Origin of the sequence: Desulfofustis glycolicus DSM 9705 (assembly GCF_900130015.1) — a bacterium.
GTDB lineage: Bacteria > Desulfobacterota > Desulfobulbia > Desulfobulbales > Desulfocapsaceae > Desulfofustis > Desulfofustis glycolicus.
Genome location: NZ_FQXS01000042.1, coordinates 1 through 22,048, shown reverse-complemented (window position 1 = coordinate 22,048; position 22,048 = coordinate 1). Strand labels below are relative to the sequence as shown.

The following is a 22,048-nucleotide window of genomic DNA, read 5'->3' as shown; positions in this document are numbered from 1 at the left end:
TTGAAGCCTTATGAAAAGCCACGTTGCCGCACAGAAAACCTCGTACAAAAACACATTTGCCCTCCTGGTCGCCTTTGCTCTTCTCATCGTGCCAGCTCTTGCCGGCGCCGCGATCAAAGATCACACCATTCAGATCGAGTTCATTTTTGACTACCAGGCAATCACCGATAAAACAGTGACCGGATATCGTTTATACAAGGATGGGGATTTGGTCTGCGAGACATCTTCACCTGACGCACAATATTTCGATTGCGTCGTGACCAGCAGCACCGGTGTGTTCGATTTCACGCTCACAGCTCGTTATGATAACGGTACCGAAAGCCCACCGTCGACCCCCTTTCCCCTCACCATTTTCGATGAGACATCACCTGTCCTCGCCCTCCTTGCCCTCACCGGCCAGTTACCCAACGGCATTGAAGGGCTCGGAGCTGTGGCCGGCAATTCTGCCGTTGATCTGGCTGATGTCATTCATCTCTTACGGCAAGGCACCGTTCAATAAGACGGGCACAAGCCGCAATTGATGATGCCCCCGGCGTTGGTTCTTCGCCGTGTGTGCGCTGCTTTCTCCCCTTAATATGACTGCTGGTAATAGCCGTACCCTTTCATAAGGGAGCGCTCGACGATGTTGGTCGTATAGGCATTGAAGACGACGCCGATAATCCGCTCTTCGCCAACGGTATCCAGCATCATTTGAATTTGCGGTTTGCCGGCCCCGCCGGAACGGACAACGAGCAACACGCCATCGACTTGCCTCGACAGGACGGTTGCCTCGGATGCGACATAAAACGGTGGACTGTCGAAGATGATCAGGCGATCATCGTAGCGTGTTGCGAGTTCTTCCACCAGACTGCTCATCTTGGCCGAGCTGAGCAATTCAGCAGGGTTTACCGGCGGATCGCCACTGGGCAGAATCGAGAGTTTGTCAACCGACGATCTGACGATCAACTCGCTGAGGTCAATGTCGTCCCTGAGGTAGTCAGCCAAGCCGGGGCTCTTGTTCAGACCGAACATCGGTGCCAACGAGGGGCGACGGAGATCACAATCGACCAGTAACGCGTACTGGTCCATCCCCTGCGCCAGCGTGATGCCGAGGTTGGCCGTGACGAAGCTTTTGCCCTCTTTTGGAATGGCTGACGTTACCATGATCGTTTTCGGCACTTTTTGCCCTTCGAGGGGGTGCAGAATATGGGACCGCAGTGTTTTGAAAATCTCGGGGATATATGCGTCGCTATTCACCGCTTTGAAAAGACGCTCATCCCATTTCCCGCTGTTATCGTTTGAGCGAACCAGCTTCGTTCGAGGAGCCGGCGCAGCCCGTTCAACTGGTTTTGCGCTGCGATTCTTCGGCTGCTCGCTTTGGCTCGGTTTTTGTTTTTCGGTGCCCTCCGTGCCATAACCCGCTTTTTCAAGGACATCCGCTAATTTACCCATAGCTCCTCACTGTATCTGTAAAAATCATGTGGATCACCTGGTGATCAAATCAAGGCCCGGTTCGATCCAACCCAAGAAGTAGAACCCGGCACCGGCAATAGTCAGGGTCAGCAGAATCAAAAGAACGGGGAGATATCTCGAGTGGTTGCTCCTCGTTCCTCCCACGCCGACGCTGTTGTCTACCGCTTCTCCTGCCTCTCCTGAAATCGTCAGGCTTGTTTCACCTGGTAGTTTGATATCCTGCAGGCATTCCTCAATGATGTCCCGGTCTATGTGATTAATGCCTTTGGCAAAGCCGCTAATCAACGCGTGATCACAAATGATGTTGATCAAACGTGGATTGCCGCTGCTCGCCTGATGAATACAATCTATTGCCTGGTCGGTAAACAATGCCGGATTCGCGGCACCTGCCTCGTTGAGCCGATAGGCTATATAGTGCGCGGTGTCCTCCCGCTCGAGTTCCTTGAGGTGATATTTGATGCCGATCCGTTGCCGCAGCGGCCGTAATCTGGGATGAGCAAGCGTTTCCTGAAGTTCCGGTTGCCCGATGAGAAAGATGCTGAGCACATTGCGGGCACCTGCTTGGTTGGACAACAAGCGCACCTCTTCCATGAGGTCCAACGGAACCACTTGAGCCTCATCGATGATTATCAGGATTTTCTCCTTTCGTTGATGAACTTTTTCCAGGAGTCTTGAAAATTTCAGTATAAAATCACTTTTGTTGCCCGAATACTGCAGGTTAAGCTTTTTGGCTACGTAGTGGAGAAATTCCCGGCGATTCAAGGTCGGGTTGTTCAGGTAACAGACGCGAACCTTCGTCTTGAGCATTTTTAGCAGACTATTGACCAGCGTCGTCTTACCGGTACCGATGCCGCCGGTCAACATCACGAACCCTTTATTGGAAATAATCCCGTAACGAAGGGTAGCAAGCGCCTCCTGATGAGCATCGCTCATATAAACCAACTCACTGGTGGGAGTCAGCTCGAACGGTTTATTTCGAATAGCGTAAAATGTTCGATACATTGCTCTAATGACCGCCTGAGAAAGAGGACGGGAACAGTATCACCCCGTTACACGATGATATGACCCTGTTTCCAGGTATAAAAGATAACAGCAACGATGGCTGCCCCGTAAACGACGAAGAATAAAGCCCCGGCGATACTCCACAGGTGTTCTCTTCTCGTCTCTCTCTTTAAAGGGAGATACGGTATCGAGCAAATGACTTCCTGTTGAAACAGGTTCTCGAAATCAGCCGGACTGCGCAGAGAGGTATCCAGCATGTTGAGGCCAAAGGCCAGTACTCCGCCGACGCCGGCACCGGCCAACAACGCGAGCGCCATGATTTTTACAAATACGGGGCTGACCGGTTTTTCCGGAACTCGTGCCGAATCCTCTATTCTGAACTGGCTGCCCTTCTGCTTCCTCTCCAGATTGAGTGATGATTGAGCCTGCAGGTTTTGCGAAACCAGTTCATCATAGTGCCTCCGCAATTCAGCATACTCTCTCGTCAACGCTGACCACTCGGCTTCCCGTTCCGGAACGGCTGCTATCCACTGCTCATACTGTTCTATGGCAGCCTTCAGTTCGACCCTTTCTTTGTTCAGCTCCTCGATGTTAAGCCCGATGTCTTTTAACTGGATCTGCAGGTCAAACAACTCCTGATCAAATTGCCGGCCGCCGCTCGGCTGTCTTTGCGAGGCGCTCGCCGTGCTGTCAGCAGCCTCGCCCAGATTTTGTTCAATGGACTGCTCGAGCGAGCTGATTTCCCGGCGAATCTGTTTGACTTCAGGGTGTCGTTCGGTATACCTGCCGAGCAGCTGCTGGAGGGTCGTCTGCAAACGGGCCAGCCGCTCCTGCTGGGTTTCCGGCTGCGCGGTCACCGGCGTTTGTGGTTGCAGCTGATTCTGCCTGAGCCGGGCATTTTCCGCCAAGAGCTGCCGGCGAACATTGATCTGTTCCTGGAGCATGACCCTGGTCCGCTCCAGATCCTGGATGGAATCCTGCCTGCCCTGATACTGCTCCTGCAACGAATTCAACCTGGTCAGGTTCCCTTCTCGCTGTTCCGGCATTTCATTGAAGTGCGCGAGTTTATAGTCACGCATCTTCGCCTCCAACTGGTCGAGCATTTCTTTGGCCATATTCAGCTCGTCCTGGGTGTACAAAGAGGTTTCTTGAGCACGTTCTTCGCGATACTGCAGGTTCTCCTCAATAAAGCGGGCGGCCAGTGAATTGGTGACCAAGGCTACCTGCGAGGGGTTCCTGCCACTAAATGAAATGCTGAACGTGTCGTCACGACTGGACCTCTGGACGTTGATGTTCTGCCGCAGGGCCTGTACCTGCGCTTCCACAGATGGAGGGTTTTCCGATTCTTTGAACAAGCCGAGATCGGCAATGATTTTTTCCAGAGACGATCTGCTGAGAATTATCTGGGTTGTCGTGTTCACCGTTTCTTGAATCCGCGAGACGACATCGGGCGACATTTCAGATGGGTTGATTCGTTGCTGCTGATAGCTCAGCAAGGCTGTGCTTTGAAAGATCTTTGGCTGGGTGAGGTAATAGGCCAGGCCAAGAGATACCCCCAACAAGGTGCAAAAAAGTATCAAGGCCTTCCGGCGAAGGGCGACATCGACTAAGCGCCGTATCTGTTGCATCTGATCATTTTCCATAAAGTACGCCTATCAAAGAAATCACATGAGCCGGTACATCGCGTTTGAAGGTGGTCGCAGCAGTGAACGCTCCCTTTAATCTCTCACACAATGCCGGTGATTACATGTAGCTGATGAGAGACAAGAAGAAATCGTGATAGTTGGTGTCATGCATTCAACTGGTTTCTTCGACCGCCGTGTTCTTTCTCATATCGTTACAAGAGTATATAAATTTTTCCGGCCAGGGCAAGCAGCCAATTGAAGATGGTTACCAAGCGAATTGACGGGCTGCCCGTGTCTGCCGAATTTGGCCTTACAATTCAGCTTAAGCTATTGATAATAGATAAGCTCTCTTTACGAAAAAGCACCCCTGTTGCCCCGATAATTACCGGGGAGCCTATCAAAGGTGTCGAGCTGGCATGCTGATCGCTGCAGGCGTAGTTAATCAAAAAAAACAGAAGATTAAAAGACTATTTAAAATCAGCTCATTACTGTCGGCAAAAAGAAACATTGCGGGCTGTTTTTTCCAAAAAAGCGGAAAATAGGTATTTCTACCTATTTCATTTATCCCATCAATGCATTATTTTTAAGCCAACGTACACGGCGATTGGCGATTGGATCTTCTCGTAGTACCCCAGCAACAGGTTGTAACATGCAGACTGACACCGAGCGACTTGCCGGCAATCAGAGGGCATTGCTTCTGGCCATGCCGGAGATGGTTCTTCTGGTTAACAGCAACGGAACCATTGAATTCATGAACCAAAGCGCCCTCAAATTCTTTGGGGGCCTCCAGTCAAATGTGAGCGCAGACTCATCCGAGAAACGTGCGCTTCACCCTGATTTATTAGGGATCGTTCAAGACTCCGTCGGAAATAAAGGCAAGCCAAACCTTGGGACCAGCATTATCAACGGGTTTCATCTTGAATACAGCATTGCCCCCTTTTCCGGTTACAAGGGCGACAAGCTCTTTTGGATAATCATCAAAAATCTGACGGAAGAAAAAAAATACCAAAAAGAGTTGACTCGATTCCACCAAAATATCGAATCGATACTCGTCAATAAAATCAGTGAGTTGAAAGAGAGTGAACGCGTACGAAAAAATCTTTCGAGCCAGCTTGATACCCTCAAAAACCACTTCGAACACCATCCTTCCCGGGGGGTCATGGTCGGCTCCAGCGATGCCTTGCGCCGGGTACGGGACACCGTCTTTCAAATTGCAAAAACCGACACAACGGTGCTTATAACCGGCGAGTCCGGTACCGGGAAGGAACTGGTCGTCAACATGATACATGGGACCAGCAACCGAAAGGACAAACCGCTGCTCAAAATCAATTGCAATGCCATAAATGATTCCTTGCTCGAGAGCGATCTGTTCGGTTATGAAAAAGGCGCTTTTACCGGTGCCGATTCGCGTCGAAAGGGCAAGTTTGAAGTGGTTGACGGCGGGACCATTTTTCTCGATGAGATCGGCGATATCAGCCCTCGCATGCAAGCCGCTTTGTTGAGAGTACTGCAGGATGGGCAAATAATACGCGTTGGCGGCAATGCACCAATCAAAACCGATGTAAGAATTCTGGCCGCCACCAATGTCGATCTTTCCGAAGCAGTCCAGCAGGGATCGTTTCGCTTAGACCTCTTCTATAGACTCAGTATCATTAATATTAATATTCCCTCATTGCGAGAACGAAGAGAAGACATCCTGGATCTGGCTTTTCACTTTCTCAACAAATACTGTGATGCGTTCAATAAAAAAATAGATTTGATCGCCGAGCCCATATCGCAAAAACTGCTTAATCACGACTGGCCCGGAAATGTCCGCGAACTTGAGAACGTTATCCAACGAGCGGTGTTGATGAGCAAAGAGAACATGCTGTCCGGCCAGGATATCGTTTTCGACAATACGGCGCACAGCCAGCAGAACTGCACCGTTTCATCCATACTTGAAGGATTCAACGGGACTTCTCTGAAGGGCATCGTCTCGCAGATCGAAAAAGAGATAATCCTGCATAAACTGGAAATGTTCCAGGGCAATGTGGCGATGGCCGCAGATGTTCTTCAGATTGGCAAAACGGCGCTCTACGAAAAGATGAAACGCTACGATATATCCCCGAAAACGTTGCGTTCAAATTAGTCTTTTCAGCAACACTTCCAAAGATCGCCGGTTGCCTCTCTCTTTGTTTTACGATTGGAAGCAAGAACCGGCTCGGTTCGAAAAATATGGTCTTCTGCTTGCCTGCCTAACCTAATAATTGGCTATATGATTCCCAGATCATTCGGTTTGTCTGTCTCCAAACAGTGACACCCTCTCTCGTTTTTTCCTGAATTGCGGAATTTTTTTTCAGATGCCCTTCATAAAGTCGGTTATTCATCGTATAATAAGACTTCCCCGTGAGCAATCTTGACGCTCGCCTGATATCGCCTCCAGGACTTCGGGACTTGAGAGATTGGTCATGCAGATAGAAGACATCAGCAGGCTCTCCAAAAATCAGCAATCACTGCTCCAGGCAATGGACGAAATGATCCTGCTGATGAGCAGTGCCGGCGAAATCGAGTACATGAACCACAGTGCTCGCACTTTTTTCGGTGAACTACAAGAACAATCCTATTCCAAAGATTCAGAAATCAGCCGCCTCCACAACCGTCTTCGCGACTTTGCGCTTTCTGCTAAAAACAATACTACTTGTTCCCATAAAACAAGTTGCACCTTCAACGGCTGCGACTTGGAGTTCAGGATTGCTCCCTTTATCGGCTATAATGGTGATAACCTCTTTTGGCTCGTCTTCAACAACCTGACCAACGAAAAAAGGTGCCAGCAAGAACTTGGGAGGTTCCAGCAAAATCTGGAATCAATCCTCATCCACAAAATCAATGAACTCAAAGAAAGCGAACGAGTGCGTAAAAGCCTCTTACGTCAAGTAAAAAATTTTAAAGAGTACCTGAAGCAGAGCCGCCCCCAAGAAGGTGGGGGATTAGTAGGAACAAGTTCGATCATGTGTAACCTGCGCGATATGGTCCTCCAGATTGCCAAAACCGACTCTACCGTTTTGATCACCGGAGAGTCAGGGACAGGCAAAGAGCTGGTAGTAGACATGATTCATCAAACCAGCAATCGTAATGATCGCCCCCTGCTCAAAATAAACTGCACGGCAATCAATGATTCTCTTCTGGAAAGCGATCTTTTCGGCTACGAAAAGGGGGCTTTTACCGGGGCCCAAGAGAGGAAAAAGGGGAAATTTGAAGTCGTCGATGGAGGAACGATCTTTCTCGATGAAATCGGCGATATCAGCCCACGTATGCAGGGCGCCCTTTTACGCGTACTGGAAACAGGCGAAGTGATTCGTGTCGGCGGCAATCTTCCGATTAGAGTTGATGTCAGGGTGGTCGCCGCCACCAACATCGACCCTGCTCTGGCAATTAAAAAAGGCTCGTTCCGTCTCGATCTTTTCTACCGGCTCAGCGTTCTCAACATCACGTTGCCGCCCTTGCGTGAACGCAAGGAGGATATCCCTGATCTCGTGTCGCATTTTCTTGATAAATATTGCCGTGCTTTTAAAAAAGGTATCGAAAACATTTCTGAAACTGCGATTGAAAAACTTGTTCAGCACGATTGGCCGGGTAATGTCCGGGAACTTGACAATGTTATGCAGCGAGCTGTGTTACTGAGCAAAAATAATATCTTGTTCAAAGAAAATATCATTTTTGATTCAGGGGAGCGTAACACTTCCTTGAAAAAAGACGTCTCGTTATCGAGCATCACTCGTAACGGCTCATCATTGAAGGGTATGATTGCAGATTTTGAGAAAGAGGTATTGTTGAACAAACTCGACACATACCACGGAAATGTGTTGCAACTGGCAGAAGCCCTGCAGATCGGCAAGACCGCATTATACGAAAAGTTGAAACATCACAAAATCAGACCGAGAAGTCTCCGGTAACAGCCTGCCCCAACCGCCACAAGCGCTCACCCTATTCCAGTAATCCCCAACAAAAAAAAAGGGGACAGCCCCCTTTTCCACATTTCCGGAATAAAAAAGGGATAGAAAAAAAAAGGGACAGTCCCCTTTTTTTAAAGGCTGTCCCTAAACGTTTTGTTGCTTTAGAGCGTTGATCAGGCTTTTTTTCTCCGTCGTGCAATACCGGCCAGTCCGGCTAAACCAGTACCGAACAGCAGCATGGTTGCCGGTTCGGGAACAGGTGCTGCGTTGGCAAAGCCGGCAACAGAGAATTCGTTATTGCTAATATCGACCAAGGCACTGAAAACGGCTCTGCTGACGACGAAGCTCTGTCCAAAATCAACGAGTTGTTCACCATTGGCTTGGTCGGAATCGTTGCCAAAAAAGGTAAATGTTTGAAGAAGCGCGTCATCAGTACCATAGAGAGATACGTATCCTTCCTCTCCAAGAGCTTGGTTGCCATCATTTGATCTGAACAAGTCGGTTATGGCGACATTTCGCAATACATAGGGTGTGTTAAAGAATATAACCAAGGATTCCAAACGGTCGATTTCATCAGGCTCTCCCCCCTTAATTCCGAGTCCATCCGACGTATCCTGATAGAGGATTGCATTATTTGGCTGAGCGAGAACGGTAATGTCGCCAATCGTCCAAGTCGTTTGACCATCGGCAGCATGCCATACGCTATCCCGGAAATCGATATCTAGATCAGCAGGCAAGGGCAATGCCTGGGCAGTTCCTGCCAAGATGAGTAACGCTGCTGGTATTAGACACATTGCCTTTTTATTCATTTCTTCACCTTCCTGGTATTTTTTCCGTACTGCACTTCCTTGAATGACGCCCCCCAGAATTAAGAGAGGATTCTTTTCTCTTATACTATCAATATGCAAATGTTGTACCCAAATATAAAATCTGTACAGCTAGCTAAATATAACCTTATAGCATCAATAATATTGGATTTTTTTGCAACCATGGCCATCCTCAGAAACAACTGATTGTGGATTTTCACGGGATTGGGCAGCATTTTTCCGGATATCCGAAATCTTTTTCCCGAAGTCGGATTTTTCTGAGGCACAGACTTGCAGAAACAGGAAGGAGAAGACCTGCAGGAAAAAAAGGCAGTCCCCTTTTTGGGAAAAAAGGACTGCCTGCGGAGTATTTAGCCAGTGAAACGTGCTGGTCAGCAGCTGGTCAGGCTTTTTTCCTCCGTCGCGCAAGGCCTGCCAAACCGGCTAAACCGGTACCGAACAACAGCATCGTTGCCGGTTCGGGAACCGGGGCTGCGTTGGCAAAGCCGGCAACGGAAAACTCGTTGTTGCTGAGATTTCGGGCACTAAAAACGGCTTTGCTGACGATGAAGCTCTGTCCAAAATCAAAAAGCTGCTCACCATTGGCTTGGTCGGAATCGTTTCCGAAAAAGGTGAAGGATTGAAGAAACGTATCGTTACCACCGTAGAGATGGACGTACCCTTCCTCTCCTCGTATTTGATTGCCATCATTTGAGGCAAACAAATCGGTTATGGCCACATCTCGCAGGACATAGGGAGTGTTAAACACTATTTCCAGGGACTCTAACCTATCGATTTCATCTGGTTCACCACCCCTGATGCCGAGCCCATCTGTACTGTCCTGATAGAGCAATGATCCCCCCGGCTGCGCGAGAGCGGTAATGTCACCAATCGTCCATGTTGCCTGATAATCGGCGGCATTCCATGCATTATCACGGAAATCGATAGCCATATTGATTGGCAGGGCCTGAGCAGTACTTGCCAAGATACAGATCGCTGCTGGTATTAAACACATTGTCTTTCTATTCATTTCACCACCTCTCCGGTACTCGATTGTCTCCCTCGCCGTACCATTACGACTGGCGCTCTTCGACTCAAGGGAACGTTCTCATGCGCCTTCATCCAAAAATAAGCATACTTTGTGGTATAACAAGAAAGGCAAGGGGGTAAAAGCGATAATAATTCTTTATCTCATGGAGAGGCAAACCGAGTCTACGTAGAAGATCTGTTTGGCATCTCAGGCATATTGTACGGACTGACATCTGCCAAACACCAAGCAGTTTGCCGAAAGTCAAGCCTTAGCCTGATTTTTATTTGCCGAACTCGATGTCCAGTTCCAGTTTGCGGAGTCTACGACGATAAGATTCGTTGGACGGGTCCAGGGCCACCGCCTTCTGGTATTCTTCAAGGGCGCGGTAAGTGATGTTTTCACGGCGATAGTGATCGCCGAGCATGATATGAAACGGTGCATGGTCAGGACTCAGTTCCACAGCCCGACGCAATACCAACAAGGCCTGCTCCGGTTGCTGTTGTCGCTGGTAGTAATCGATTAACTGGGTAAACCAGCTTGGCCGCACCTCTTTTTTCGCATCGATAAACGATAGTGCTCGGCTCCGATAATAACCGGCCTCCCCCGTTTCACCGCTGGCCTCTTTGTAGCTGCCGAAGCGAATCCACGCTTCGGGTGAGGACGGCAGTATGTCTGCAATTTCCTCCCTGGTGAAGCGATGTGTCTCCATCAGTGGAATCATTTTTGCCGCCTGACCGGGATCGCGTATGAACCATTCTTTGATCAGGTCGATAGCCTGGTGTCGTTGACCGGTGGTCAACAACCATTCTACCCAACTGGGCACGAGCTGGCTCTTGAGCAGGGCCCGGCGATAGCCGTGCGCCATTACCGCAGTCGCCTCTTTGGTTCTGGTTAGAGGCAGCATCAACCCTATGCGTTGTAGGTAGATGCCTTCCATAGGTCGAAGCGCGGCGGCGCGCTGATAATACTCCCGTGCCGTTTCACGTCCATCCTGCAGAACGGCAAGGTTGCCCCGATAAAAAGGATAAAAGGATTCGAGCGGATCCCAACGCTGGGCTTCGGTGACGGAGTCAGCCACCCGCTTCTTGAGAGACGGGTCGAGATGGCTGCTGATGTAGATTGATTTGATCTGGTTGAACGTGTAAGCGGCACGCAACACCCCGTATTGGCTGACCAGCGTCGCCAGGAAGAAGATGCTTGAAAACACGAGCAGTACCGGCAGTTGCCCGGTGCCGGCCGGTGCCAACAGCGATTGGTGATCGCTATAGCCGAAGCGACTGTTGACCACCGCCACCAGCAACCCGCAGAGAAAGAAGAAATAGAAGCCGATGGCGCCATTCTGCAGGTTGAAGTCCACCACGCTGTGCATCAGCAGTGCCCCGATCGAGGTGAGCGCGCCAATGCCGACCAACACCGCATAGCGGTCGCGGCGGCGGATCGCCCGCCGCCAACCGTGCAGCACAATGGTGGTAACAAACCAGGAGGCCAGAGCAAAGCCGATTATGCCGCCATCGGTCAACAACTCCAGGTAATCGTTATGGGCGTGCTCGAAGACTTTATCGGTAACGATTGTCTGATAGGACGGGTAGACGTCGACAAAGGTGCCGAACCCGGCGCCGACCAACGGGAAGTCCTTTATCATCGGCAGCGTATCACGATACAGCGTAGTCCTGCCGTCCTGGATGGTCCAATCATCGCCGATAGCCTTGCCAAACTCGTCGGCAATCGGCTGCCAGCCGAACCAGCTCACCGCCAGCAGGGCCAGACAAAACACCACCCAAATGCTCATCCGTCCGCTGCCACGCTGAACAAGCCATTTCAGCACGGCAAACAGAAGCATTGAGAGTAGGATGGTGATGATACCACCGCGACAAAGGCTGACAAACACGGAGAAGACGAGCAACACGAAAGCAAACCCGAGAAACAGATGGAGATTACTGCGCACCGACGAGAAAAAGGTGACGAACCCCTCCCGCCAGGTCATGTCTTCGGTGACCCGTGGGCGATAAAAGAGAAAAAGTGAGAGTGCCAGTGGGCAGAGTGCCTCGATAAAAGCGGCGTATTGGTTGATGTTGATCCACGGACCACCGGGGCTGCCACCCGGAGCTGGTCGAAACCAGTAGATCCGGCCGTCCGCACTAAATTGTTGCAGGATGGCGAAAAAGGCGATAACGCTGCCGAGCGTTACGATAAAACCAAGCATCTGCTTGATCCGTTCACCCCGGCGCAGCACCTGAACGGTCAGAATATATAGCAACGCAGCGGCACCAAGCTGGAAAAACTCCTGCAGCGTTGCTTTGCGATGCACCGAGATCGGCAGCCAGCTATCGCCCCCAATCTGCTCGTAGACCGGCCTGTACGCTTCCCAGCTGTGTGGCGAAAGGATTTTGAGCAACCCGATCGGCAGCGGCACCAGCTGCACGAGCACCAGCCCCAGGAGGAGCAGCAGCGGTAACAACCCCGGCACCCGCAGCAGCGGCAGTTGGGATCGGAAGAGGCCAAGCAGGCAGAAAATCGCTGCCGCGGTAATACTCAGTTGGGCTATGGTCTTTGACCAATATTCAACCGTGCCGAAAGCCAGCGGCGCGAATGCCAGCACAAAGAGCAATAGGCCGAAAGCGACCCGATCGCCAGTGGCAGCGGAGTGGCTGGCCATCAATCACTCTTAATCCGGCTATGCTTCGTCACTTGCATAACTGCTGCTATAGCCATAATAGTAACCCCGTGCATCGCGTGTTTTCAAACCGTTGAGCACAAAACCGAGAATATGGCCGCGAACATCTGTCAACTTTTTGATGCCGCCATTGAGCATGTCATAGGTTGTTTTGCCGAAGCGCACCACAACGATAGTGCCGTCTGCAACACGGCTCAGCGCAAGGCTGTCGGTAACGGTCTGTACCGGCGGGGAATCGAGCAGTACGAAATCAAAACGCTGCCGCACCAAATCCAATAACTCTTCCATTTTTTTTGAGGCGAGCAATTCCGCGGGATTGGGTGGTTTTGGTCCGGAGGTGAGCAGAGCGATGTTCTCGCCCGGAATCGCACCGATAATGGCTTTGTCGCTGTTGCCGGAGAGGAAGCTGCTCAGCCCGCTCTCGTTGCGCAATGCAAATATCGTATGCATACGCGGCCGGCGCAGATCACAGTCAACGATCAATACTTTCTTGCCACCCTGTGCGAGAATACGGGCCAGATTGACACTGGTTACGGTCTTGCCCTCCCCTTGCATCATGCTGGTCACCAGGATAACGCCGGGCGGCTTTTCAGCCGAGGACAGCAGCAGACTCGAACGTACCAGACGATAGCTTTCAGCCAGCGGAGAAAGTGGTTGCTGAATAATATAGGATTCAATATTTTCTTTTGCTTTGCCCAGGTGCACCACCGAACCAAGCACCGGAATGCCGTAACGTCGTTCCAACTCGGTCTCTGATTTAATGGTATTATCTAGATATTCCACTAGAAATGCGAGACCGATGCCGCCGAAAAGACCAAGAGCGAGGCCGATCAGCAGGCTCCGGCGTTTGTTCGGAGAAGACGGCGCGATGGGTAAGTCGGCCTCCCTGACCACCCAGATATTAACGCTCTGTGACTGATCGGTAACCCCTTCCTTCTTGATGCTAGTCTGCAGCGTATCGTAGAGTACACGGCTGCTATCCACTTCACGCTTGAGGATCGAGTATTGAATGAATTTTTCATTCATATCAAGCATTTCGGTCTTTGTTTCAGCGATCAGTTCCTCGAGGTTACGCGCCTTGGAGTCGGCCAGTTCGTAGGCGTTTTCTGTCGAGGAAACGATGCGCTGCACCTCGAAGCGCCGTTCTTTCTGCAAATTTGACAATTCCTCGTTGGCCTTGATCATCGTCGGATGTTTCGGCCCAAACTTTTTGGAAAGCTCAGTTATACTCTGCCGCGCCTTGTAGACCTTTTCCCGGAGATCCTTGAGCACCTTGTTTTCGGCAAAGACCGGGATCGTCTCCAATTTATCGGTATCAGTGCCGGCCTCGCGAATCTGTTTGAGCAGTGACTCCAGATCTTTGCGTTCCGATTCCGCGCGAGACAGCTGAGAACTGAATTCGTTGAGCTTCTCCGGCGTAACCGACAAACTGTTCTCAACGGTTACCAGGTCGTTATCACGCATGTACTGCTGCAACGCCCGTTCAGCACGCTCAAGTTTCTCACGCTCCTGCTCGGCCTTGGAACTCATCCATTGCAGAGAGTAGCTTGTAGATGCCAGTTTGATCTCAAGCATCTCGTCCATATAGGCTTTGACCACAGCATTGGTCACCAGTTTCGCAATCACCGGGTTCTCGTGGCTGTAGCTGATCGAGACGATTTTGGTATCAGGCACTGGGGAAACGAACAAACCGCCGCTGATCATCCGGGCAAATTGATCTTCCTCGGATAACGGTTCCATGCCCGCCATACTTTGTACCAGCATGTCGTTGGCCGTGGTGGTTGCATTTTCGGCACTCGAGAAAAAGGAGACCACTCCGGAAAACCACCCGCGCACCGTTTTCTTCAAACGAGACAACAGAGACGGTTCTACCGCTTTCTGCTCCGGCATGATCAGACTGCGATATCTGCCGGTCAAATCAAGTTCTTTAACAACCCGACGGCCAACGTTGACACTGGTGATAATCTGCGCTTGGGTATCGAGGAATTCCGGTTCATAGCGGTAATAGTCCTGATCCAATCCCCGCGTTCCGTAGTTTCTCTCAATGAGTACATCGGTCGAAGCGGAATAGAGGGGAACTGCGGTGTAGGCCCTGATGATGGAAATGAGCACCGCCAAAACCAGCACGGTAACAATGATATTGGCCCGCTTTCGAATTACCTGCAGATAATCCCGCAGATGAATTTCCTGTTCGTCGTCCGTTTCTATCTGTTGCTGGATATGTTCGCTCATTACGCTCTATCAGAAAAAACTCTCAGGAACGACGATGACATCATTATGCTTGACCTGGGTGGTCTCCAACGCAACATGTTCCAGCACAACTTTCTCACCGTTGACAAACCGGACGATGTTCACCCGCGATTTTGACGCCTTGCCGGTAAAGCCATTGGCCAGGGCAATCATCTGCAGCACCGTAAAATTGTCCCCGCAGACGTACGAACCCGGCTCTTTGACTTCACCGGTCACGTAACACATGCCAGCCTTGGCTATCACCACCGTGTCGCCGTCGTAAATGGGGAGATTTTGCGACATGTCACCGCCCTCGATGAGCGATACCAGATCGATCGGGATCAACTGGTCTTTCCCCTCTGCTCGCCGTTTGATTGTGGCAGTGTCTCCGGCGTCCTTTTCAAGTCCTCCTGCTTTAGACACCAATTCAAGAAAACTGATCGGTCCGCTCAATTCGACAAGCCCGGGGTTTCGAACCCGGCCAAGTATCACCACCTTTTTGCTGCGAAACTCCTCGACAAAGACATTGACCTGTGGGTTCACCAGGTAACCGTCAGCCAACAGGGCCGTTATCTTGTCGGAAATTTGCGGTACCGTCAACGCATCGACACTGACCTGGCCGAGGAGGGGCATGATAATCGTGCCATCGGTTCCGACGCGCACTTTGGTTTTCAAATCGTCGTTGTCATAGACGGTAATGTCAAGCACATCACCCGGTCCGACCAAGTAGTCCGCAGCAAAAGAAAGTCCTGCTGCCGATACGATCAGCAGCAGGACCAGTATCCATCGTATCCCCATTTTCATCCTGAAAACCGTAACATCTGAACATGCATAAACAAATTACTACAACGCGAGATTGATATTGAAGATAATCGTATTTGAGGTGTAATCAAAGAGTTCATCTGAAGAATCACGAGTGTCGAACACATACGCAAGTTCGGCCATAAGCCATTCGCGGAATAAGTAGCGCACAGCCGGCCTGATGTAAATACGGTCGTCGTCTCGTGAGGTATCGACTAACTGGGTGTACTCGGCCTGTTCGTACATCACATTGAGCAGCCCGGACAGCTTTTCCGTATACTCCTGACGATACCTGAACGACAACCCAAAGACTACCTTGTCGAGGGCTACGGCACTGTCCGATTCCTCGCTTTTCCGATAAAAATCTAGGCCGAACTGAGTCTTCTCGGTCCAGCGGTACAACGACTCAAAACCCAGTGTCAGCCCATCCCAATCTCCTTGCTCGGCCACCAAGTCATCTTCGTATTCTCTGGCCTGATAACCGGCCTTGAACAGCAGGGACAGCTTCTCGGTCGTGTCCCAGGTAATACCGCCATACAGGTAGTGCTGCAGATTGTCTTTCTCCACTGCTGTGTCGTATGAAACGTCGGTCAGCCGATATTGAAGAAAAAAGGAAGTCTTCAAGCTATAGAGATAATACCCATAGAAATCGATAGAATTATCGGCTCGATCGAGAAAGTCGTTGATGGTGTCATCGTAATCAAGCAGAAAATGCGAGTAATCAATTTTTGCCCGCAATTTCTCGGTCATCGTATAGTCGGCGGTCGCCATGAAGATATTCGAGATGTAATCAGTCCGATAGTCTCGAGTTTCCCCACCATACTCGAATCGATCCTGCCCGTAGGTGAATCGATCAAGCCCCTGCAGGGACAGCCCACCACGCATATTGTAGCGAAACAGCCCTTCCAGCCGCCCATACATACCATTTAAATCAGAGTTTTCGGAATATGTCAGATAATCGCCCCCAGCCAACGCATAGGCCTGGTAACGATCAGTTCCCTCATAGTCATCGATCTGCAGTTGCAGACCTCCAGGTGAGGTGTTGTGCGGTTGAATAATGATCGGTATTTGTTTGGTCCGTGGCAGAGAAAACCATACACCCGGCGAGATTCGCCACAGCATATTGGAGACCTCTCCCTCGTTCAGATTATATAAGTTATCAGTATATTCTCCGCCGACCGACAGGTAGGGATGCACATAACCGCCGCGTATACCGAACAGATCCGACTCATCGCCTACTTCTGTATCACTGGGCAACAGGGATGGTTCTCCGGACGTCCCCTGCCCCATCGGCAGATCGGGTATTCCCCCTGAACTCGCCGGTGCTGTGTCTGCAGCAGCAATAACCACCAGATCATTGATTCGTAGTGCCTCTGCCGGGAAAGGATGCCCCAGCATCAGCAACAAGCAACTCGATGCACCAAGCCATCCTGAAAAGCTGATTCTCATCGCTGCCCCCCCCTCTCTTCCCCAAAGCTCGTTTCAATTACAAAAGAAAACGGCCGATTCCTCTTCGGATTCGGCCGTTTTCTATAGTTCGCTGGCGACTGATAAAAATCTGAGATCTGTCACTTACGCATTTGCTATTAAAACGTGGCCGGACTGACACTATTTATCCCATTTCCCGGCGTCGGCGGACCTGCAAAACTCACTACCGTAGCAGTCGGGGTGTAGGCCTGAGTGTCAACGACCCGATCACCACACTCCTCAACGCTTTTCTTATAGCCGGCAACGATGATAAGATCGGTCACACCGTATTGATTACCGGCCGTCCGAATATCATCCCCTCGGATGCCGGCACAATACATCGCCTTTACCAGGTTTTGTGGGTTGAGCCCCTCGAGTTGCAGCCCGTTTTCCATGATCTGGTCCGGCCCGGCGCCTTGCTTCAGAGCCTCGACCACCGCCGGATCGATACCCTCTTTGACATAAATGTCTCTGAAGTCGGTCAGCCACTCGGCCACAGCAAGCGAGACGATCATCAAGACGAATAAGCTAGCCAGCAGTATCTGTTTCTTCATGGCCACCTCCGGTGGTTTCCGACCCTGTAACAAAGCTTCACTTCCATCTGAAACGATTCTAACAGATTTACTTAGAAATAGCTCCTATTAGCCATCAAATCAATGGAGGAGTCACTGTTTTTTTTTATGACGTCGGCAACGAGTCAGGAAATCATAAAAAATTTCCTGCTCATTTTGTTCAATCTCAAGAAAATGAAACCCGTGATATCTGCCGTTAACCTCCTCGTTGAACCAAATGTGCTCTGCCTCGATCGACACGATATGCAGCTCGTGATCAAGGGGCAGGATGAGCTCGAGTCCGATATGCTGCTGCAGCTCCTTCAAATCAGGGACCATTGCCATGCAACCATGGCGCGACACGTTTTCGATCCATCCCTCTATGACCGTTTGCCCATCGGCAAGACGGCACCGCATCTGCAAACTAATCTCATACCGCACGTCCTTTCTCAGGATCTTTGCATAATCAAGTCCTTTAAGTAGAATGCGCACCCATGAACCAATGATCATTCGACCCCTTTCTTCACGCTTTCCGTCATTTTCCTGATAACTTGGATCTTTCAAGCCATGTTTCATCATGGACACAATGAACTGCGACGTGACGACATAACCGCCAAAGTAGAAAACATAGACGCCAAACAGCATCCATTCCGGTGGCTGATAAAACGGGACGAATATGGTTATGCCGCTCAACAGGAGACTGATGCCAAGGATTGTCATAACGGCTTTTTCACGAACCATTCCGCAGCGCATCAGAATGTGGTGAAAATGGTACCGATCTGGCAAAAAAAGGCCACGTCCCCTAATGATACGTTTGCCCATTACCGTCAATGTATCGCTAATCGGTACCGCCAGTATCAGCAAGGGCACAACCGGACTGAAAACGGCATCTTCCCCTTGACTCATGGCTATGGCCATGAAGCCCAAGGTAAATCCGAGACAGAGACTTCCAGCATCACCCATGAATACCCGAGCAGGGCTCCAATTGTAGCGCAGGAAACCAAGCACCGCCCCGGCAAAGGCCAGGTTAAGCAGCATCAGCACCCGAGCGTCGGCAAATGAGGCGTGCAAACCGAAAGCAAGAAACGCGATGAATGATATCCCGCCGGCTAAACCGTCGAGACCGTCTATCATATTGATGGCATTGATGACGCCAACCAGGCAGAATATCGTTACCGCCCAGATCAATAGGTCGCTATCAGGCAGCACGATAGCCCCCAACCCAAGGAGATCACCGAACGAAACGAGAAACACCTTGCTGAAATACATCATCAGCACAGCGGCGCCAAGCTGAGCGAGGAACTTGCGCCGTGCATCGAGTTGTCGGAAATCGTCAAGAAACCCGACGAAAAGTAAAACTGCCAGACCGAGAAACAGGCCGCGAAGCCCTTTCAGATCAACGAACAACATTGAACTGAACGTGGCGGCGATGACCATGCCGATGCCTCCGACCAAGGGCCGTGGCTCCAAATGTACCTTACGCGAATCGGGCCGGTCGATCAACCCAATGGATCGGGCGATATTGGCCAATTTCGGGATAACAAAAAGAGCGGAGAACAAGGCAACCAGAAAAGCCAGCAAAATGCGCAGCTCAAAAGAGATCATTTTTCACCATTCGATTATCTTCCGGCGCCAGGACTTCCCTCCAGCACTGTGAGCGGACATCTAGCATATTCTTTTGAAATTGCAAACAGATATAATTCCAATCTACACGTAAGCTTCAAGTGCGACTCCTAATCATTTTCTCTGACATGCTGTTCAGCCACCATCGAACCTTGTCCAAAACGTTCGTCAACAGCAACAGCTCCTATCATTTACTTTTCATGTAAAAAGTCTATCATGAGACCAGCGTGGCACAAACCCGCCGCAAAAATCAGCCAAACAACGCTGAAAGCAAAATGAAATCAAAAGTTATTTTCTTTTTTCCATGCCCAATTCAATACCAATGATATCACCCTTCACTTATCGATTAGTAGAGAATTCTGACTTTATGTTGAACCGAATCTCAACAAGAGTATCTGATTAAAAGTGAAATTGGAGACAGAACACATTCCACTATTACCCCAGATTTTCAATGAACGCATCTAAAACAAATTACATTGAAGCGAAGAATAATGTTTACTTTTTTCAAAATCTCGCTTTGGCCCCACTACGTGACGATTCTTCAAAAAATGCAGTGATAGAGAGACTTAGAAGACTGGATGATACTACCAGACAAAGATTTCTCCTGTTCCTCCTGGAAAACGGTCTTGCATGTTCGTGGGTAGAAGCTCTCACGCGTGAGGTAGTTGACACGATCTGGCAAGCTAAAGACAGCAACCTCTTGTTCGAGGAACAAAAAAAATTTAAACCTGTTTATCTCAAGCAAATCAAAACCCTTTTAAAAGTATCCCACGCTCTGGATCGAGCAGGTATCGCTCACGCCTATTTTAAAGGAGTCCACACTCGAGAAGTTGTCTACACCAATCCGACGGCCAGGCAAGCCGGTGATCTTGATTTACTGATAGAGAAGAAAAGCAGAACGGAGGTGATAGATATCTTAACCAGTGCCGGTTTCTCGAATCATTCATCTGCCGAAAATCTGACACATGAACTGACTCTTTCCAAAGATCAAACATTTATCGATCTACACTGGCACATTCTCAGACCCGGTAGGGTCTCACGAATGCTGACGACAGATCTCCTGGCCAGACGAATAAAAGCTGATGGATACTGGAGTTTAGCAGATGATGATCATCTGTTCGTGTTACTGGTCCACCCAGTCTTTTCAAAATATTCGTCGATGACGCAAACCGGCATGCTCCGCTTCCTGGATATCCTTTACTGGTTACAGAAGAAAACAATCGACTGGGATTATCTTATCGCTTTACTCGACCAAGCGGAGATTCGCTCGGCCGCCTGGATCACCTTTGAATACATGAAATATATAAAATGCATCAGCGACAAAACCATCTCCGGCCACGTTCTGCAAAAACTCCAACCGGGTAAAACGAAGAGCTACTATTTGCGCCGATGGATCGCATCAGACCTGGCGGCACGTTTAGAGAGATATCCATTTATCGTCAAAATATGTTTCACCCTTCATGGCCCACGACTCGGTCAAACACGCTAACAGTTTTTTGCTCACTCTTCTGACAGACAAAGCAAAAACCGCTAACGACACAGCAATATCGAACAATTGCTCACCACTTTAATTCAGCAGGCATCTGAGATGGCAATCGGCACGTGGGACGGTCGCAAGAAATATTGATGGAGTTTCCGTAAGGGCTTGCACCACAAGGTCCACGGATATGGCCGTAATCCATTAATCAGCCAGGCTTTGCGGTCCATCCGATTAGCCTTGATCCGGTTGGCCAGTGATGCATTGCTCACCCCGCCGATACGCATGCACACCAAGACTTCAGGGATATAGGCTGTTTTTATTTGATATTTTAACAGAAAGCGAAGCATCAATTCATAATCGGCGGCCGACCCCAGAGACAAATTGAACCCTCCGTAGCGTTCATAGATACGACGCCGAACAAAAAAAGTAGGGTGCGGCGGCATCCACCCCCAATAAAATTTCCGGTAAACGTAGGGGCCGGAACGCCAATATCGAACTATTTTTCGGCTGTACTCACCAGAGACATAGCACAAATCACCGTAACAAGCGGCGACCGACTCATCCTGAAACACATGAGCAACTTGCTGCAAAACCAGTGGCGAGGAATAGAAGTCATCGGCATTTAAAATGCCGACCACCTCACCCTTCGCCAACTGAATTCCCTTGTTCATGGCATCATACAAGCCATTATCGGGTTCTGTTAAAAAGTCATTTATGTCTGGCGAAGACTTGATGATAGCAAGACTGCTGTCGGTAGAGCCGCCGTCGACTATGTGATGCAGAGCTTGGACACCATTCTGATTTGCTACGGAGGCTATAGCTTGCTCAAGCGTTTGTGCGCAATTTCGGCACGCGGTAATAACGGAAATAGTTGGCAGCATTGGTGAATCTTTCAAAGATTAGTTCCCGCTTCATTACTGGCTGGTGTCACTCGAATACCTAGAACCTCGTCTATAGCAAAGATTTGTTGACAACCATGCAACGCCATATAGCGCTCCACCTCTGCAATCTTGACATCCACTAAAAATCGATGTCAAAAATCTGGGTTCCTTGCAAAATAGCGGGTAAAAAACTGGCCAATTACCCCAAAAAATCAGACAAACTCTCTGAAAATGTATTAATATCAATATGTTGAAACAAATTTTTCCATCCCTTCAGCTTTCAGAGATAACGCCATGACTCAATTCGGACTCTTCGATTATCACAAACGCCTCTCACGAATCGATCAAGCCGGTGATCCCCTGGTCGAACTTAACGAAGCAGTGGACTGGGAACAGTTCCGCGAACTCATCGAGCGAGCTCGGGAGAAGCCGCGCAAATCTCCCGCCGGGGCCAAGGGCTACGATTCCATTCTCCTCTTCAAGATTCTCATTCTC

The 22,048-nt window shown here is 49.9% G+C and carries 17 protein-coding genes; 5 read left to right on the top strand and 12 right to left on the bottom strand.

Annotation, left to right across the window (positions count from 1 at the left end; all coding sequences use genetic code 11):
• Nucleotides 1-10 precede the first annotated feature (10 nt).
• A complete protein-coding gene (locus tag BUC26_RS20815) occupies nt 11-499 on the top strand; it encodes a hypothetical protein (protein WP_073379163.1) in 489 nt (162 codons plus the stop codon).
• Nucleotides 500-570: 71 nt separating this feature from the next.
• On the opposite strand, the gene BUC26_RS20810 is transcribed toward BUC26_RS20815, so the two are convergent.
• The 3 genes from BUC26_RS20810 to BUC26_RS20800 form a co-directional block, all read right to left on the bottom strand.
• Nucleotides 571-1,431 carry a polysaccharide biosynthesis tyrosine autokinase gene (locus tag BUC26_RS20810; RefSeq protein ID WP_073379161.1) on the bottom strand — a complete coding sequence of 287 codons (861 nt, stop codon included), beginning with the start codon at nt 1,429-1,431 and terminating at the stop codon, nt 571-573.
• A gap of 33 nt (nt 1,432-1,464) precedes the next feature.
• On the bottom strand, nt 1,465-2,385 hold the full coding sequence (locus BUC26_RS20805; RefSeq protein ID WP_161949911.1) for an AAA family ATPase: 921 nt from the start codon (nt 2,383-2,385) through the stop codon (nt 1,465-1,467).
• A 116-nt stretch (nt 2,386-2,501) separates the two neighbouring features.
• Complete coding sequence (locus BUC26_RS20800) at nt 2,502-4,082, bottom strand: GumC family protein (RefSeq protein WP_161949910.1); 1,581 nt, start codon at nt 4,080-4,082, stop codon at nt 2,502-2,504.
• A 646-nt stretch (nt 4,083-4,728) separates the two neighbouring features.
• Here BUC26_RS20800 and BUC26_RS20795 point away from each other — a divergent pair.
• On the top strand, nt 4,729-6,207 hold the full coding sequence (locus BUC26_RS20795; protein ID WP_073379157.1) for a sigma-54 interaction domain-containing protein: 1,479 nt from the start codon (nt 4,729-4,731) through the stop codon (nt 6,205-6,207).
• A 319-nt stretch (nt 6,208-6,526) separates the two neighbouring features.
• Nucleotides 6,527-8,011: a sigma-54 interaction domain-containing protein gene (locus BUC26_RS20790; protein WP_073379156.1), complete on the top strand. Its 1,485-nt coding sequence runs from the start codon at nt 6,527-6,529 to the stop codon at nt 8,009-8,011.
• A gap of 173 nt (nt 8,012-8,184) precedes the next feature.
• Here the strand turns inward: BUC26_RS20790 and BUC26_RS24275 are convergent, their stop codons facing one another.
• From BUC26_RS24275 to BUC26_RS20745, 8 genes are all read right to left on the bottom strand, one after another.
• Complete coding sequence (locus BUC26_RS24275; protein WP_073379155.1) at nt 8,185-8,820, bottom strand: PEP-CTERM sorting domain-containing protein; 636 nt, start codon at nt 8,818-8,820, stop codon at nt 8,185-8,187.
• Between the two features lie 400 nt (nt 8,821-9,220).
• Nucleotides 9,221-9,847, bottom strand: a complete 627-nt coding sequence (locus BUC26_RS24270) for a PEP-CTERM sorting domain-containing protein (protein ID WP_073379152.1) — start codon at nt 9,845-9,847, stop codon at nt 9,221-9,223.
• Nucleotides 9,848-10,127: 280 nt separating this feature from the next.
• Nucleotides 10,128-12,503 carry an O-antigen ligase family protein gene (locus tag BUC26_RS20770; RefSeq protein WP_073379151.1) on the bottom strand — a complete coding sequence of 792 codons (2,376 nt, stop codon included), beginning with the start codon at nt 12,501-12,503 and terminating at the stop codon, nt 10,128-10,130.
• An 18-nt stretch (nt 12,504-12,521) separates the two neighbouring features.
• Nucleotides 12,522-14,753, bottom strand: coding sequence for a GumC family protein (locus tag BUC26_RS20765; protein WP_073379150.1), 2,232 nt, complete (start codon nt 14,751-14,753; stop codon nt 12,522-12,524).
• A gap of 9 nt (nt 14,754-14,762) precedes the next feature.
• On the bottom strand, nt 14,763-15,548 hold the full coding sequence (locus tag BUC26_RS20760; protein ID WP_244155920.1) for a polysaccharide biosynthesis/export family protein: 786 nt from the start codon (nt 15,546-15,548) through the stop codon (nt 14,763-14,765).
• A gap of 45 nt (nt 15,549-15,593) precedes the next feature.
• On the bottom strand, nt 15,594-17,000 hold the full coding sequence (locus BUC26_RS20755; RefSeq protein WP_084540815.1) for an outer membrane beta-barrel protein: 1,407 nt from the start codon (nt 16,998-17,000) through the stop codon (nt 15,594-15,596).
• Between the two features lie 137 nt (nt 17,001-17,137).
• Nucleotides 17,138-17,572 (bottom strand): hypothetical protein, encoded by a 435-nt coding sequence (locus BUC26_RS20750; protein WP_073379146.1) that lies wholly within the window; start codon nt 17,570-17,572, stop codon nt 17,138-17,140.
• 111 nt (nt 17,573-17,683) lie between these two features.
• Nucleotides 17,684-19,006 carry a PilZ domain-containing protein gene (locus tag BUC26_RS20745; RefSeq protein ID WP_161949909.1) on the bottom strand — a complete coding sequence of 441 codons (1,323 nt, stop codon included), beginning with the start codon at nt 19,004-19,006 and terminating at the stop codon, nt 17,684-17,686.
• A gap of 637 nt (nt 19,007-19,643) precedes the next feature.
• Between BUC26_RS20745 and BUC26_RS20740 the strand changes: the two genes are divergently transcribed.
• Nucleotides 19,644-20,681: a nucleotidyltransferase family protein gene (locus tag BUC26_RS20740; RefSeq protein ID WP_073379143.1), complete on the top strand. Its 1,038-nt coding sequence runs from the start codon at nt 19,644-19,646 to the stop codon at nt 20,679-20,681.
• Nucleotides 20,682-20,764: 83 nt separating this feature from the next.
• On the opposite strand, the gene BUC26_RS20735 is transcribed toward BUC26_RS20740, so the two are convergent.
• Nucleotides 20,765-21,568 (bottom strand): glycosyltransferase family 2 protein, encoded by an 804-nt coding sequence (locus BUC26_RS20735; protein ID WP_208609853.1) that lies wholly within the window; start codon nt 21,566-21,568, stop codon nt 20,765-20,767.
• A gap of 279 nt (nt 21,569-21,847) precedes the next feature.
• Between BUC26_RS20735 and BUC26_RS20730 the strand changes: the two genes are divergently transcribed.
• Nucleotides 21,848-22,048: transposase (locus BUC26_RS20730; protein WP_482764213.1), on the top strand; the 201-nt coding region annotated here is incomplete at its 3' end.